Genomic DNA, 14,341 nt, shown 5'->3' with positions numbered 1-14,341 from the left:
TGGTTGATCTCAAGGAGGTTTGCGTTCACGCTGCGCATTACGATGCTGTAGTTAATCATACTCTGTTCTGTGTTTAAAAGTTCTTTGAAAATCACAACTGCCCGGAAGCCCTCGTTGCCCCCCAGCCCGTCCGAGAACGGCCGTTTTGGGGTGTGTCACATAGGGTAGAACCGCTATCACGACTCCACCTAAGCCCCTCTAAGGGCATATATTTTTTCATCTTAAAATTTTGTTTTATGTTAAATAATTCGTCATAAGGGCTTAAAAAGGCCGATATGAACACTAATAGAGCGTGTTTTTGATGGTATATGATTCCCTACAGGTCATTATCCAAGAGAAGCAATCAAAGCAGGTACACCTTTGAGAGATATGGCACGACGAAGGTTATAAGATAGGCAAAAGAGGCCCATCTCAGCAGTTACTTTCAGTTTGCCTTTCAGTAAAAAGTAGTATTGCCCAAGTGCTCGCTTCATGGTTCCGAAAGGATGCTCGGAGAGGCATTTGCGATTGTCCATCTTGTTCTGGTCTAGATGCAAAACGTAACGGACAACCTTCTTCACAACCTTCATTCTTGGAGGTTTTGGCTTGTCTTTATTCTCTTCTTTGAGTTGCTTGCGTTTTGCTTCAGTTGCCTTTATCAAGGTGTCTTTGTTGAAGTCTGCCTCCTTAAATTTCTGGATGGTACACTTGCACTTGCATTTTTTACATGCAAGCTTGTTGCAGTAGCGGATCAGACCGTTTCTTTTGATAGACTTTTGCCTCAGGATTTCTCCTTGCGGACAATAGACAAGATTGCGTTCGGCATCCCTCACGAAGTATCCTTCAAGAGCCTTGGCACGCATCTGCTCGGGAGTCATCTTCAGTACAGCAGACTCTGCTACATCAGAAGTGTACTCCTTGACCTCTACAATCTGTGCATCGGTTAAAAAATCCTTGTAGGCTTCCGGTATGACTGCAGCTTCAAGACATGCCTTCAAATCTTCTGGATTAGTACTTGACTTTTGTTCGTCAGTTATGGTAGCTTCGTTATAGTCAAACTGAATCTGCTCCGTGCAGCAGCCATCACGTTGGATGACATTTGGTACGATACCATTAGCCAATGCATCTGCATGATCCTCATCTGTTATCATTTATCTTCTCGTTATGTTATCATTTATCTTCTCGCTTATGTTATCAAGGATGTTATCAGAATTTGCCATCTATGTTATCAAATGCTGAGTAAACGTCCTTGTTGAGCGTTCGGGCATATCTTTGGGTCTGTCGGATATTGGTATGCCCGAGTACCTTAGCCACCACGTTCAGCGGCATTCCAAACGAGAGAAACAAGGTTGCAGCTGTATCCCTGCCCATGTGGGAGTGCAGATTTGGCACGTTGACCATCATCCCGATTACCTTCAGATATTCGTTGTACTTCTGATTGCTGATGCAGGGCAGCTTGAAGTTGTACTTCTTGAGCACGGAGACCGCTCCAGCCAGTAGCTGGAAGGTGAAGTCTGTATCAGTCTTCACACGCTTGGCATGGTAGTAGTACTTGCCGTCTGCCTGCTTGCACTTGGTGAAGTCGAATACCATCAAGTCGGAGTAAGCCAGACCGGTATAGCACTGCATCAAGAAGAGGTCACGAGCCTTCGCAAGGTAGTCGTACTGCAAGTGAAGGCGCTTGATGCTCTCGAACTTGTCTATCGGCAGGCAGTCAACAAACTGCTTATCGCCCTTCTCAATCTTGAAAGGCAGATGGTTGTACGGATTCTTGTCTATCAAATCATCTATGCAGGCATCACGCACGAACAGCTTCAAGTACTTGTGATAGCAATATACGGTACTCTGCTCCAATCCCTTTGCGTGAAGATACTCATCAAGCTCACGAACCTTGGAAATATTGATGTCGGAGAACTCCTTGATTTTGCCATACGTCTTCAAGAAGTCGGTGAAGACCTTGTCTCTTCTCTTGGTATGGTCGCTTACCTTGCGCTCTCGGGAGCGCTTCTCGCAGTAGGCGATGAAGTCTAGGGATTTGTTGGCAGCACCCTGCATAAGGGCAGGAATCTGATCCAAATCAGTAATGCCCTTGGAGTTCATCTTGATGACAACATCGTTTGCCCTCTCCAGTATGGCATCAATCTGCTTGTTATATAAGTCAGACTCCTTGCAGCGAATGACACGCTTACTACTATCCGACCATTGAGCCGGACACACTTTCACACCAGTGGAGAAGTACTTTCGCTTACCTCCACAAGTGAACCTCAATTCTACCGAAACTGCCTTCTGTGCAGTACCTCGGTGGAGACGATTGTGAATAACACTTAAATTAATTACGCCCATAAGTTGATAACATTTTTACAAGCAGTTGATAACATATTAGTAACTCACTTCGATTTAACATTTCTAAAGGAATGCCGAACGAACTATGTATCAGCTTATTGCAGAGATTGCCACGTAAACAATACGACGACACGTCTATATTCCGATGTTATCAATCTGTTATCAGCCAATAAATGTAAAAACGGACATAACTACCTAATTGATAGGAAGTTATATCCGTTCTACTTCTAGAAATTTAAGCTGTGATTATGCCTTATTCTCTTAATTTGGTACACCCTTAGGGATTCGAACCCTAGACCCACTGATTAAGAGTCAGTTGCTCTACCAACTGAGCTAAGGGTGCATCACTTAATTACCTGAATGATAATCTTATTATCTTGGAAAAGTGATTCCGCAAGGATTCAAACCTTGAACCTCTTGATCCGTAGTCAAGTGCTCTATTCAGTTGAGCTACGGAACCATTTTCTAGATTACTCTTATTGTACACCCTTAGGGATTCGAACCCTAGACCCACTGATTAAGAGTCAGTTGCTCTACCAACTGAGCTAAGGGTGCAACAATCTGTATTGCTTGTAAAACTCAACAGAAGTGATTCCGCAAGGATTCAAACCTTGAACCTCTTGATCCGTAGTCAAGTGCTCTATTCAGTTGAGCTACGGAACCATTCTTATTGATTCCAGAGTAGGGGCTGATTGCATTGAAAGTGATTCCGCAAGGATTCAAACCTTGAACCTCTTGATCCGTAGTCAAGTGCTCTATTCAGTTGAGCTACGGAACCATTTTCTTTAGCTTTTTCAAGTTGTACACCCTTAGGGATTCGAACCCTAGACCCACTGATTAAGAGTCAGTTGCTCTACCAACTGAGCTAAGGGTGCATCTTCTTGATAGCCTCATTTCTGAATTGCGAGTGCAAAGGTACTACAAATATTTGATTCCACCAAATTTTTCTGCAGTTTTTTTTCAATTTTCTGCAATTTTTTTCTTGTAGAAGGTTCCCAACGTATGCTTCACACCCCGCTGATTGATGCTGCAAAGGCGATAGGTTCCACTGCTTAACCTACTGATATCTATCAGATTGTGTTCGCTCACAAGGTGCTTCACAGCCGTACCTTGCAGGGTTTCGACCAGAAAGACGTTTGTATCCAACTTTTTGGCGATTTCCGGCAAATGTACGTTTTTAGCATCACAGCGCAACATCCTGGCTGCACCCCAGGCGGTCAACTTTTTGCTGAAATCTCGACTGTTTTCCTGGGTAGCGCCACTTTCTATGCCATATCCGTCCATTGAAGTAACGGCGAAATAGAGTGGCTGGTCGTCGTCTTCCGACTTCAAGAGCAGTTCGTTGCCCAGATGTCGAGCCGCAATGAGGTTTCTGGCATCTGTAACATCCACGGGATAATTTCTGCTCGCATATACATTATTATATATATAGGGAGTAGGAATCGCAGTGCCATCGGTATATTCTGACGGATTATTCCATGAAATCTGAACATTTCCCTTTTCGCTTCTTACGCTGAGTGCCTGTGGCTGCTGCGGCTGTCGGTTGCTTGCCCAGGTCATCGGAGGTACGAGCGATGGATATTCGTTGAATCTCTCTGTGAAATCGAGGATGCCCTGCTTGTTATCCAGCAGGAACTTGTTTCGGAAGAAGCAGTATCCCATTCCCATGCTGCGGGTGAGGTACATTTCGGGTGTCACGTCATCAATCTTCCATTTTCCTTCTTTCGGGTCGAGAAAGTAGATGCCGAGTCCAGGCACCACAATCTTGCCGTGGCTCTGCTCCTGCCAGTCGATGGCGAAAGGATAGAAGTTCTCGCCACGGAAGTACATCATCGGGAAGAGCTCGTCCATCAGTCCGTCGCGCAGCCATCCCTGTGCATCCTGGCAAACCTTGGTGTTGGCATTCCATCCGTGACTCCAGTAACGGCTCAGGTCATCGTATTTGCCCACTGGCGAGCAGCTCATCTTGACCCAAGGCTTTTCCGACTTCACAGCGTTGTGGATCTTCTCCACGATGCGGGTGATGTAGTTTCTTCCTTGGTCGCGGCTCACCTTGATTTTCCAGGTTTCCGGGTATCGGATATAGTCGAGGTGGATGCCATCCACATTATATCGGTGGGTAATCTCGCGGCAGATTCCGGCAAGGTAATCACTGGTGCGGCTGTCTTCCGGATTCATGTATCCATCGGCACCTATCTTTCTGATGAGTCCCGGGAATTTCTTCCGGAGGCTCTTGCATCCCAGCGCTTCCCATTTTCCTACGGGGATGGTAACCACCCAGGCGTGGAGCTCCATGCCGCGCTTGTGGCATTCATCGATGGCAAACTGCAGGGCATCGTAGCCCGGTGTCTTTCCCGGGAATCCCGAGAGGCATCCATCCCAAGGTTCGTAATCGGAAGGATAGATCATGGTGCCACGGATGCGGGTCTGGATGAGTACGGTGTTGATCTTTGCCTGCTGCAGGCGGTCGAGGATCTGACAGAGTTCCTGCTGCTGCTTCTTGGCCGAGTAGGGCGACTGGGAGTAGGTGTGAGGCCAGTCGATTCCGCCGATGGTGGTGAGCCATACGGCTCTTACCTCGTGCTTGGGTGCCAGACTGTTGTATATGATGCTGGAACCCGGCAGTATCTGCTTCTTTTCAGGTATATTGCGAGCCTGTGCAGGTAAAATACTGCCTAAAAACATTAAAAATGTATATAATTTCTTCATATTCTTTCAATTTGGCAACAAAGATACGGATAATTTTTCGTATTTCAAATAAAAATGTTACTTTTGCGGTGCAATTCGTATGAAAAAGTGCGATTAGGCTCAAAAAGAAGAGAGAATTCAAAAAAACAATAAAAGAAAATGGTCAGTTTCATCATTAGTTTGGCAGCCCTGGTATTGGGCTACCTCCTTTATGGAAAATTTGTGGCGCATGTTTTCGGTCCTGACGACCGTCCTACGCCAGCAGTGGCAAAAGCCGACGGAGTTGACTTTATGGTGCTGCCTAGTTGGAAAATCTTTATGATTCAGTTCCTGAATATTGCCGGTACTGGACCGATTTTTGGAGCCATCATGGGTGCCTGGTATGGACCGGTGGCTTATCTGTGGATTGTGTTTGGCTGCATCTTTGCCGGTGCCATGCACGATTATATGAGCGGTATGCTCAGTATCCGCCATGATGGTGCCGGACTGCCGGAGCTGGTGGGCAAGTATCTGGGCGGCAACACCAGGAAGGTGATGCTCGTGTTCTCAGTACTGCTGCTGATGATGGTGGGTGCCGTGTTTGTATATAGTCCTGCCATTATTCTGGATGGCATCTGCAATTCGGGCTCGTTTGTGGGAGGTAAGATGTTCTGGATTATCCTCATCTTCATCTACTACATCATCGCTACGCTTCTGCCTATCGACAAGATTATCGGAAAGATATATCCTCTCTTTGCCTTCTCGCTGCTTTTCATGGCAGGTGCGCTGATGATAGGACTGTTCATCAAGTGGCCAACCTTGCCTGAGCTGTGGAGCAATCTGGCTTCCTGCAATCTCAACGAGAATCCGGCGTGGCTGGGTACGGAACCGTTCGTCCAGAAGAATCCTATCTTCCCATGCCTCTTCATTACCATCGCCTGTGGAGCCATCAGTGGCTTCCATGCTACCCAGAGCCCGTTGATGGCTCGCTGCATGAAGAGCGAGAAGCTGGGCAGACCAGTATTCTACGGTGCGATGATTACCGAGGGAGTGGTAGCGCTGATATGGGCTACGGTTTCCATGTACTTCTTCTATTATGGAGGATGGCGTGAATGCGTGAGTCCAGAGGTGGCTCAGCAGTTTATCGCTCAGGTGGATGGCGGAAAGTCGCTCATTCAGAACTTTGATGCTCCTACCGTGGTGAAGATTGTCTGCTCCAGCTGGTTGGGTGTGGCTGGTGGAGTGCTTGCCCTGCTGGGAGTAGTGGCTGCGCCTATCACCAGTGGCGATACGGCTCTGCGCAGTGCCCGACTCATCATAGCCGAGGCTATCGGACTGGAACAGCGTGCGATGCGTCGCCGTCTCTATATCTGCGTACCTCTGTTTGCCGTTACGATGGGCATTCTGGTTTGGCAGATGGAAAATCCTGATGGATTCAATGTTATCTGGCAATACTTCGGATGGGCTAACCAGACACTGTCGGTCTTCACACTCTGGACTTTGACCGTATATCTGGTACAGCGCAAGAAGCCGTTCATCATCACCCTGGTGCCAGCCTTGCTGATGACGGTGGTATGTTCTACCTTCCTGCTTCTCTCGCCGATGGCTCTGGCATTGAGCGAGCCGGTGGCTTATACGGGTAGTGTCATCATCCTGGTGGTAGCGCTGGTCTGGTTCTTTGCCTGGTATAGGAAGAATATGAAAATTAATAATAGCAACACATAAAAATGTTACGTATGAAAAAATTAGTTTTGGCAGCAGCAGCTCTTCTGGTAAGCCTGGGAGCCAATGCTCAGTTTGAAAGTGGAAAGCAGTATTGTGGCGCGTCGCTCACGGGTCTCAATCTCAGTTATAATGGCAGTCAGGACTTGAACTTCGGCGTTCAGGCAAAAGCAGGTTATTTTGTAGAAGATGACTGGATGCTCCTGGGTCAAGCCGAATATACCCATTCTGGCAAGGATGGCGTGAAGGATTACTTTTCTGCCGGAGCTCAGGCCAGATATTATATCGAGCAGAATGGATTGTATCTCGGCTTTGGTGCCAAGGTGGTTCATTCGGGCAGCTACAATGACTTCATGCCGGGCGTGGAGGTAGGCTATGCCTACTTTGTCAGCAAGCAGGTAACCATTGAGCCGGCTATCTACTATGATCAGAGCTTCAAGAAGCATACTGATTATTCTACAATAGGTTTCAAGGTAGGAATCGGTATTTATCTCTAGTGTGATGGTGCAGCAATATTCTTCTGCATTATTGGAAAAGGCAGTGGGGGAGTTTTCCAAGCTGCCGGGTATAGGGCGCAAGACAGCTTTGCGCCTTGTGCTTTTTATGCTCCGTAGGGAGGAAGGGGATGTGGATCAGTTTGTGGATGCCATCGCCCGGATGAAGCGCGAGGTGAAGTACTGTCGTGTGTGCCATAATATCAGTGATACCGAGGTGTGCCCCATCTGTTCCGATCCCCGACGCGATGCCTCTGTCATCTGCGTGGTGGAGAATGTGCAGGATGTGCTGGCAGTGGAGAATACCCAGCAGTTTCATGGATTGTATCATGTGCTGGGTGGCATCATCTCGCCGATGGATGGTATCGGACCTGCCGACCTGGAGATTGATTCTCTGGTGCAGCGTGTGGCTGCGGGAGGAGTAAAGGAGGTGATTCTTGCCTTAAGCAGTACGATGGAGGGCGATACCACCAATTTCTATATCTCGCGCAAGCTTGCCGACTATCCCGTGAAGCTCTCTGTCATAGCCCGAGGCATCTCCGTGGGAGATGAACTGGAATATACCGATGAAGTGACGCTGGGTAGAAGTATCCTGAACAGAACACCATTTAATCAATAGAAATAAATGAATATCAAACAAGTACAACGAAGATTGATGACCAACTTCCTCTTTATGCTGTTGGTGGCTTTTCTGCTGGTAGTTCTCTATGAAACGGAGATACTGACCGCCAATGATATCGCTGCCAACCAGACGATGATGTTCGGCATCCTGGTAGTGATGGAGCTTACCACCATCCTGGTGATTCCGATGGCGCTGAAGCTGTTCAGTCTGAAGGTAATCCGCCGCAAACTGTTGACAGAAAAGGGCGATGCTCTGCTTTTCTGGGGCACTACCCGTATCAACATGCTCTGTCTGCCTATGCTCATCAATACCTTTATGTATTATCAGACCATGTCGCCTGCATTCGGCTATATGGCAATCATCCTCGTGCTCTGTCTTTTCTTCGTTTATCCATCTATCGGCAGATGTATCGAGGAAACCAGTGAGGAAGGTGAATAAGTGATGGTTTTATAGTTAACAGTTAATAGTTAAGATAGACATTGAAACTCTCGGTTATCATAGTAAGCTATAACGTGAAGTATTATCTCGACCAATGCATCCGCTCGGTGCTCCGTGCCTTCGAAGTGATGCAGGGGGATAATGCTTCATCTTCTTCATCTTCCTCCGGAGAGAAGGATGTGGCAGAGATCATCGTGGTGGATAATCATTCTTCCGATGGATCGCTGGAGTATCTGCAGCACCGCTATCCCCGTGAAGCATATCCGATGGTACGGTTTGTGGGCAGCAACCACAATCTGGGTTTTGCCCGAGCCAACAATATCGCCATCCGTCAGAGCGAGGCGGAGTATGTACTCCTTCTGAATCCTGACACCATCGTGGGCGAGCAGGTGCTGAGCGAATGTATCCGCTTTATGGATGCCCATCCCGATGCGGGAGCGGCAGGCGTGAGGATGCTGAATGCGGATGGCAGATGGGCGAGGGAGAGCAGGAGAGGATTGCCTACACCGATGGTTTCCTTCTTCAAGATGCTGGGATTCTGCAACCGATGGCCCAAGCATCCACTGTTCGGACGCTATTATATGGGATTCCTGCCATGGGATCAGCCGAACCGGATAGAGGTGGTGAGTGGCGCTTTCTGCATGTTGCGCCGTAAATCCCTGGATCGGGTGGGACTGTTAGATGAGGATTTCTTCATGTATGGAGAGGATATCGACCTTTCCTATCGCATGTTGAAGGGCGGTTATCACAACTATTTTCTGCCTTTGGATATCCTGCATTATAAGGGAGAGAGCACGCAGAAATCCAGTTTCCGCTATGTGCATGTCTTCTATGAGGCGATGCTCATCTTCTTTCGCAAGCATTATGCGGGTATGTCGCTACTCTTGAGTCTTCCTGTCCGGACAGCCATCTATGCTAGTGCTTCCGTTGCGTTGGTCAGGATGCTGATGGCGAGAATGAGAAAGAGTCTGGGGTTCTTTACGCCTTCTGTGGTGGATGAATCGGAGTATCTGCTGTTTGATGCCGACAAGATGAGTTACGGGGAAATTCTGCATCAGCTTTCGCTTCGGGCGGATGAGCCTGACAAGCTGGCTATCTATACCCGGGAAATCGGGAAGGTGATAACGGAAGGGGATGTGATGGATATGGATGAAATGCACAATATATATAGGGTACGCGCGTACATTATATAATAGGTGCTCATATAATAGTAGGTAGATTAGGAAATATAAAAGGAAAATATTTATTTTGGAGGAATATGGAAGATAAGAAAATTCGTTTAAGGGCTTTGGAACCGGAAGATCTGGATTTTCTCTATGAAATAGAGAATGATGAGAGTCTCTGGGAGGTGGGGGGCACCAATGTGCCGTACTCCCGACAGGTGTTGCTCGACTATATCACTACGGCTACGGCGGATATCTATATCGACAAACAGGTTCGCCTGATTGTTGAAAATGAGCAGCAGGAGGCGGTGGGCATCATCGATCTGATGAATTTCGACCCCCGCCATCAGCGTGCCGAGCTGGGAATTGTTATCAAAAAGGAACATCAGCATCAGGGCTTGGCACAGTTGGCTATCCGTCATTTGATGCAATATGCATCAAATGTGCTGCATTTGCATCAGATTTATGCCATTGTAGCGGAAAGTAACCAAAATGCCGTGAAAATACTTGAAGTAGTTGGCTTTCAGGGTGATAAATTGCTGAAAGGATGGCTGAAGACGGGCAGGGGATATGAGGACGCATATTTTTTTCAATCTTTTTTGTAAAAAAATAGCGGAAAAATTTGGTGGAATCAAAAAAATGTAGTACCTTTGCACTCGCAAATGAGAAATGCGCTATAAGCGGTTAAGTTAATATCTTAATTTGGTGCGTTAGTTCAGTTGGTTAGAATGCCTGCCTGTCACGCAGGAGGTCACGAGTTCGAGTCTCGTACGCACCGCTTCTGCACGTTTCGATTTCGCAAGATTATACATTGACTGGTGCGTTAGTTCAGTTGGTTAGAATGCCTGCCTGTCACGCAGGAGGTCACGAGTTCGAGTCTCGTACGCACCGCCAACTTTTTTTAAATACTCCTCCATAATAATGGTGCGTTAGTTCAGTTGGTTAGAATGCCTGCCTGTCACGCAGGAGGTCACGAGTTCGAGTCTCGTACGCACCGCCAACTTTTTTTAAATACTCCTCCATAATAATGGTGCGTTAGTTCAGTTGGTTAGAATGCCTGCCTGTCACGCAGGAGGTCACGAGTTCGAGTCTCGTACGCACCGCTGAAACCTTCGGGAAGTGATTCTCGAAGGTTTTTGCTTTTATACCCCCTGTCCTCTCCATTCTTCACTCTCCATTCTCCATTCTTCACTCTTCGTTTTTCACTCTTTACTTCTTCACTTTCTTTCTGTATGTTATTTCTTTGTTAAGTTATGGAAATAATTTTGTTATTTCCATAAATTACTGTACCTTTGCAACGTAAATAAAGATATAAGAGAAAAAATGATTATCATCATCACGATTTTGGCATATTTCTGCGTGCTGTTGCTCTTCAGCCATATTACGGCAAGGCGTACCAGCAGCAATGAAACTTTCTATAGGGCGAACAGACGTTCGCCATGGTATATGGTGGCTTTCGGAATGGTGGGCGCCTCTATCTCGGGCATCACCTTCGTGAGTGTGCCGGGTATGGTGATGAAGACTGATATGACCTATCTGCAGATGTGCATCGGATTTATCCTGGGCTACTTCCTGGTAGGTTTTCTCCTGCTGCCTATCTACTACCGGTATAATCTCACCACCATCTACAGCTATCTGCAGCAGCGGTTGGGCGAACGTTCCTACAAGACGGGTGCTTCGTTCTTTCTGTTGTCGAAGATGACGGGAGCGGCAGTCCGCTTTTTCGTGGTCTGCATTCTGTTACAGCGGTTCGTGCTCGATGGAGTGGGAGTTCCGTTCTGGGTGACGGTACCTATGATGGTGATGCTCATCTGGCTCTATACCCGCAAGGGTGGCATCAAGACGCTGGTGTGGACGGATTCCTTCCAGACTACCTGCATGTTTGCTGCGCTCATCCTGATTATCTATCATGTGGTGGCAGCTTTGGAAATGACGCCATCTGAGGCTATCACGGCAATCGCCCACGACAGTCATTCGCGCATCTTCGTCTTTGACGACTGGATGTCGAAGCTGAATTTCTGGAAACAGTTCCTGAGCGGCGTGTTCGTGGTAATCGTGATGACGGGATTAGATCAGGATATGATGCAGAAGAATCTTACCTGCAAGTCGCTTCGCGAGGCTCAGAAGGATGTCTGTACCTATGGTTTCGCCTTTGTGCCTGCCAATCTGCTTTTCCTGAGTCTGGGTGTGTTGCTGATGATGCTGGCACAGAAGCAGGGCGTAGCGCTGCCGCAGGCTCCGGATGATCTGTTGCCGATGTTCGCAGCTTCGGGAGTGTTGGGAACCCTGGTAGTGGTACTGTTCACCATCGGCATCGTGGCGGCGAGCTTTTCGAGTGCCGATTCAGCATTGACCGCGATTACTACGAGTCTTTGCGTGGATATTCTGGGCAAGAAGGATGATGTGAAGCTTCGCAAGCGTATGCATCTGCTGGTGGCTTTCGTCTTCATGCTCTTCATCATCGCTTTCAAGGCGATTAATTCTACGAGCGTGATAGATGCCATCTACATCCTCTGCTCTTATACTTACGGTCCGCTGTTGGGTTTGTTTGCCTTCAGTCTGCTCACCAAGCGTCAGGTAAACGACCGCTGGTCGCCATGGGTCTGCATCGCCAGTCCGCTCATCTGCTTCGCCATCGATACCCTTACCTCGCAGTATGTGGGCTATAAGTTCGGCTATGAGCTTCTGATGCTGAATGGCGCCCTGACATTTGCAGGTCTCGCCCTTATAAAAAAAAGAAACAGTTAAATACAAACAATAATGAGAACAAAAGTATTATTCGCAGCATTGTTGCTTAGTGCAACAACAGCTTTTGCCCAGCAGGAGAAGTTGGGCTCCGGTATTGACAAGACCAACATGGACTTGACCATCAAGCCGGGTAATGATTTCTATCGCTATGCCGCAGGCAACTGGATGAAAAATCATCCACTCGATGCCGAGCATACCGACAATGGTGCTTTCACCGACCTCTTTGAGCAGAACCAGAAGCGCATCCAGGACATCATCCTTGAATATGCTTCCAAGCCACAGCAGAAGGGGTCACTCGGACAGAAGATCGGTTCGCTCTACAACCTCCGTATGGACAGCGTTCGCCTGAACAAGGAGGGATGGGCACCTATCAAGCCTACTCTCGACCGCATTGCAGCCATCAAGGACCGCAGAGAGTACCAGCTCGTTACCGCTCAGCTCGATTTCCGTGGCGAGGGTACCATGATGTATGGCATCGGTGTGGGTGCCGACCTTCGTGATGCCGCCAACAACCTCGTAGAGGTAGGACAGAGTGGTCTCGGTCTTGGTGTACGCGATTACTATGTAAATGATGACGAGCAGACCAAGAAGATTCGTGATGCATACAAGGCTTATATGAAGAAGCTCTTCCAGATGGTAGGCAACGACGAGGCTACCGCCCAGAAGAAGATGGAGGCTGTGATGGCTATCGAAACCCGCATCGCAAAGGCAAGCTATAGCCAGGTACAGCTCCGCGACATCGACAAGAACTATCACAAGATGACCTACAACCAGCTCGTGCTCGATTATCCTGGCATCGACTGGGGCAATGTGTTCCTGGCATCCGGTTTCCCTGCTTTCAAGGAAATTTGCGTGGGTCAGCCTGAACCAATCCACGAGGTAGAGAAGATTCTCGCAGAGACCTCTTTGGATGATTTGAAGACATACGCAGAGATCAAGGTGATTTCTGGTGCAACCAGCGTATTGAGCGATGATTTCCGTGCCGTATCCTTTGAGTTGAGCAAGGTAATGAGCGGTGTTCAGCAGGACCGTCCTCGCTGGAAGCGTGCCGTAAGTACCGTGAGCGGTGTGTTGGGCGAGGCTATCGGAAAAATCTACGTAGAGAAGTACTTCCCAGAGAGCAGCAAGAAGCGTATGCTCGACTTGGTTCACAATCTCCAGACTGCGCTTTCACAGCGCATCGATGAGGCTACATGGATGAGTGCTGCTACCAAGGCACAGGCTGAGGATAAGCTGGAGAGCTTCATCATCAAGATCGGCTATCCTGACAAGTGGAAGGACTATAGCGGATTGCAGGTAGATGACAGCCTCTCTCTCTACGAGAATATGGCAAATATCTCTGAGTTCTTTACCAAGGATGCCATCGCCCGCAAGGTGAACAAGCCGGTAGATAAGACTGAGTGGGGAATGACTCCTCAGACTATCAATGCTTATTATAACCCAACTACCAACGAGATCTGCTTCCCTGCAGCTATTCTCCAGCCTCCATTCTTCGACCCGACAGCCGATGATGCGATGAACTATGGTGGTATCGGTGGCGTGATTGGTCATGAGATGAGTCACGGTTTCGATGATCAGGGTAGTCAGTTTGATAAGACTGGCAACCAGCACAACTGGTGGACTGCTGCTGACAAGAAGAACTTCGAGTCTCGTACCAAGATCCTGGTTGACCATTTCAACAAAATTGAGTTGGCTGGCAAGAAGGTAAACGGCCAGATGACCCTGGGTGAGAACATCGGTGACAATGGTGGTTTGAACATCGCTTTCCGTGCACTTCAGAATGTGATGAAGACAGAGAAGTTGGGTGTGAAGGATGGATTTACTCCAGAACAGCGCTTCTTCCTGGCATGGGCACGTGTATGGGCAGGCAATGCCCGTCCTGAGTACCTGCAGTATCTTATGACCGTGGATGTTCACTCTCCAAACGAGGCTCGTGTGAACGGTGCCCTCCCAATGGTGGATTCATGGTATAAGGCATTCAACATCAAGAAGGGCGACAAGCTCTTTGTTCCTAAGAACAAGCGTGCACATATCTGGTAAAAACATGTGGGGTAAGGCATCCCCACACGCCCTGTTTTACTCTAATTGATAGGGTGTCCAGTTCTATGTTCCAATATTAACTCACTTGTTTGAGTGTTTTGGTTCGTTCTGTCACCCAGTTTTTG

Annotated in this window: 11 protein-coding genes and 10 tRNA genes; 12 read left to right on the top strand and 9 right to left on the bottom strand. The window is 47.9% G+C overall.

The window, feature by feature from the left end:
• Positions 1-326: 326 nt before the first annotated feature.
• From AAAT87_RS13635 to AAAT87_RS13595, 9 genes are all read right to left on the bottom strand, one after another.
• Entirely contained in the window at positions 327-1,130 is an 804-nt protein-coding gene (locus AAAT87_RS13635) for a hypothetical protein (protein ID WP_349226710.1), read from the bottom strand.
• A gap of 55 nt (positions 1,131-1,185) precedes the next feature.
• Positions 1,186-2,322: a site-specific integrase gene (locus tag AAAT87_RS13630; RefSeq protein ID WP_349226709.1), complete on the bottom strand. Its 1,137-nt coding sequence runs from the start codon at positions 2,320-2,322 to the stop codon at positions 1,186-1,188.
• A gap of 267 nt (positions 2,323-2,589) precedes the next feature.
• Positions 2,590-2,665, bottom strand: a tRNA-Lys gene (locus AAAT87_RS13625).
• 43 nt (positions 2,666-2,708) lie between these two features.
• Positions 2,709-2,782, bottom strand: a tRNA-Arg gene (locus AAAT87_RS13620).
• Positions 2,783-2,804: 22 nt separating this feature from the next.
• Positions 2,805-2,877: transfer RNA gene (locus AAAT87_RS13615), tRNA-Lys, on the bottom strand.
• Positions 2,878-2,911: 34 nt separating this feature from the next.
• Positions 2,912-2,985: transfer RNA gene (locus AAAT87_RS13610), tRNA-Arg, on the bottom strand.
• Positions 2,986-3,026: 41 nt separating this feature from the next.
• A tRNA-Arg gene (locus AAAT87_RS13605) sits at positions 3,027-3,100 on the bottom strand.
• A 24-nt stretch (positions 3,101-3,124) separates the two neighbouring features.
• Positions 3,125-3,197, bottom strand: a tRNA-Lys gene (locus tag AAAT87_RS13600).
• 85 nt (positions 3,198-3,282) lie between these two features.
• Positions 3,283-5,031: a glycoside hydrolase family 10-like protein gene (locus AAAT87_RS13595; RefSeq protein WP_295025249.1), complete on the bottom strand. Its 1,749-nt coding sequence runs from the start codon at positions 5,029-5,031 to the stop codon at positions 3,283-3,285.
• Positions 5,032-5,169: 138 nt separating this feature from the next.
• On the opposite strand from AAAT87_RS13595, the gene AAAT87_RS13590 reads away from it, so the two are divergent.
• From AAAT87_RS13590 to AAAT87_RS13535, 12 genes are all read left to right on the top strand, one after another.
• Positions 5,170-6,714 (top strand): carbon starvation CstA family protein, encoded by a 1,545-nt coding sequence (locus AAAT87_RS13590; RefSeq protein ID WP_295025248.1) that lies wholly within the window; start codon positions 5,170-5,172, stop codon positions 6,712-6,714.
• Positions 6,715-6,716: 2 nt separating this feature from the next.
• Entirely contained in the window at positions 6,717-7,208 is a 492-nt protein-coding gene (locus AAAT87_RS13585) for an outer membrane beta-barrel protein (protein ID WP_294868608.1), read from the top strand.
• A gap of 4 nt (positions 7,209-7,212) precedes the next feature.
• Positions 7,213-7,824, top strand: coding sequence for a recombination mediator RecR (recR, locus tag AAAT87_RS13580; protein ID WP_089542737.1), 612 nt, complete (start codon positions 7,213-7,215; stop codon positions 7,822-7,824).
• Between the two features lie 6 nt (positions 7,825-7,830).
• Positions 7,831-8,265, top strand: coding sequence for a hypothetical protein (locus AAAT87_RS13575; protein ID WP_295025244.1), 435 nt, complete (start codon positions 7,831-7,833; stop codon positions 8,263-8,265).
• A gap of 41 nt (positions 8,266-8,306) precedes the next feature.
• Positions 8,307-9,458 (top strand): glycosyltransferase family 2 protein, encoded by a 1,152-nt coding sequence (locus AAAT87_RS13570; protein WP_298529684.1) that lies wholly within the window; start codon positions 8,307-8,309, stop codon positions 9,456-9,458.
• Between the two features lie 65 nt (positions 9,459-9,523).
• Positions 9,524-10,033: a GNAT family N-acetyltransferase gene (locus tag AAAT87_RS13565; protein ID WP_295025240.1), complete on the top strand. Its 510-nt coding sequence runs from the start codon at positions 9,524-9,526 to the stop codon at positions 10,031-10,033.
• A 99-nt stretch (positions 10,034-10,132) separates the two neighbouring features.
• A tRNA-Asp gene (locus AAAT87_RS13560) sits at positions 10,133-10,206 on the top strand.
• A gap of 39 nt (positions 10,207-10,245) precedes the next feature.
• Positions 10,246-10,322, top strand: a tRNA-Asp gene (locus AAAT87_RS13555).
• A 29-nt stretch (positions 10,323-10,351) separates the two neighbouring features.
• A tRNA-Asp gene (locus tag AAAT87_RS13550) sits at positions 10,352-10,428 on the top strand.
• Positions 10,429-10,457: 29 nt separating this feature from the next.
• Positions 10,458-10,531, top strand: a tRNA-Asp gene (locus tag AAAT87_RS13545).
• Positions 10,532-10,751: 220 nt separating this feature from the next.
• Positions 10,752-12,176, top strand: coding sequence for a sodium:solute symporter (locus AAAT87_RS13540; protein ID WP_349226708.1), 1,425 nt, complete (start codon positions 10,752-10,754; stop codon positions 12,174-12,176).
• A 12-nt stretch (positions 12,177-12,188) separates the two neighbouring features.
• Positions 12,189-14,216 carry a M13 family metallopeptidase gene (locus tag AAAT87_RS13535; RefSeq protein ID WP_349226707.1) on the top strand — a complete coding sequence of 676 codons (2,028 nt, stop codon included), beginning with the start codon at positions 12,189-12,191 and terminating at the stop codon, positions 14,214-14,216.
• Positions 14,217-14,341: the final 125 nt, after the last annotated feature.

The sequence above is a fragment of the Segatella sinensis genome (assembly GCF_040095255.1).
In the GTDB taxonomy this organism is placed as follows: Bacteria; Bacteroidota; Bacteroidia; order Bacteroidales; family Bacteroidaceae; genus Prevotella; species Prevotella sinensis.
The sequence above is the reverse complement of the archived record's forward strand: the minus strand, read 5'-3'. Positions and strand labels throughout refer to the sequence as shown.

Bases quoted from the DNA above. Each gene is read 5' to 3' on its own strand.
- AAAT87_RS13635 (WP_349226710.1), bottom strand. From the start codon at position 1,130: ATGATAACAGATGAGGATCATGCAGATGCATTGGCTAATGGTATCGTA.
- AAAT87_RS13630 (WP_349226709.1), bottom strand. From the start codon at position 2,322: ATGGGCGTAATTAATTTAAGTGTTATTCACAATCGTCTCCACCGAGGT.
- AAAT87_RS13595 (WP_295025249.1), bottom strand. From the start codon at position 5,031: ATGAAGAAATTATATACATTTTTAATGTTTTTAGGCAGTATTTTACCT.
- AAAT87_RS13590 (WP_295025248.1), top strand. From the start codon at position 5,170: ATGGTCAGTTTCATCATTAGTTTGGCAGCCCTGGTATTGGGCTACCTC.
- AAAT87_RS13585 (WP_294868608.1), top strand. From the start codon at position 6,717: ATGTTACGTATGAAAAAATTAGTTTTGGCAGCAGCAGCTCTTCTGGTA.
- recR (WP_089542737.1), top strand. From the start codon at position 7,213: ATGGTGCAGCAATATTCTTCTGCATTATTGGAAAAGGCAGTGGGGGAG.
- AAAT87_RS13575 (WP_295025244.1), top strand. From the start codon at position 7,831: ATGAATATCAAACAAGTACAACGAAGATTGATGACCAACTTCCTCTTT.
- AAAT87_RS13565 (WP_295025240.1), top strand. From the start codon at position 9,524: ATGGAAGATAAGAAAATTCGTTTAAGGGCTTTGGAACCGGAAGATCTG.
- AAAT87_RS13540 (WP_349226708.1), top strand. From the start codon at position 10,752: ATGATTATCATCATCACGATTTTGGCATATTTCTGCGTGCTGTTGCTC.
- AAAT87_RS13535 (WP_349226707.1), top strand. From the start codon at position 12,189: ATGAGAACAAAAGTATTATTCGCAGCATTGTTGCTTAGTGCAACAACA.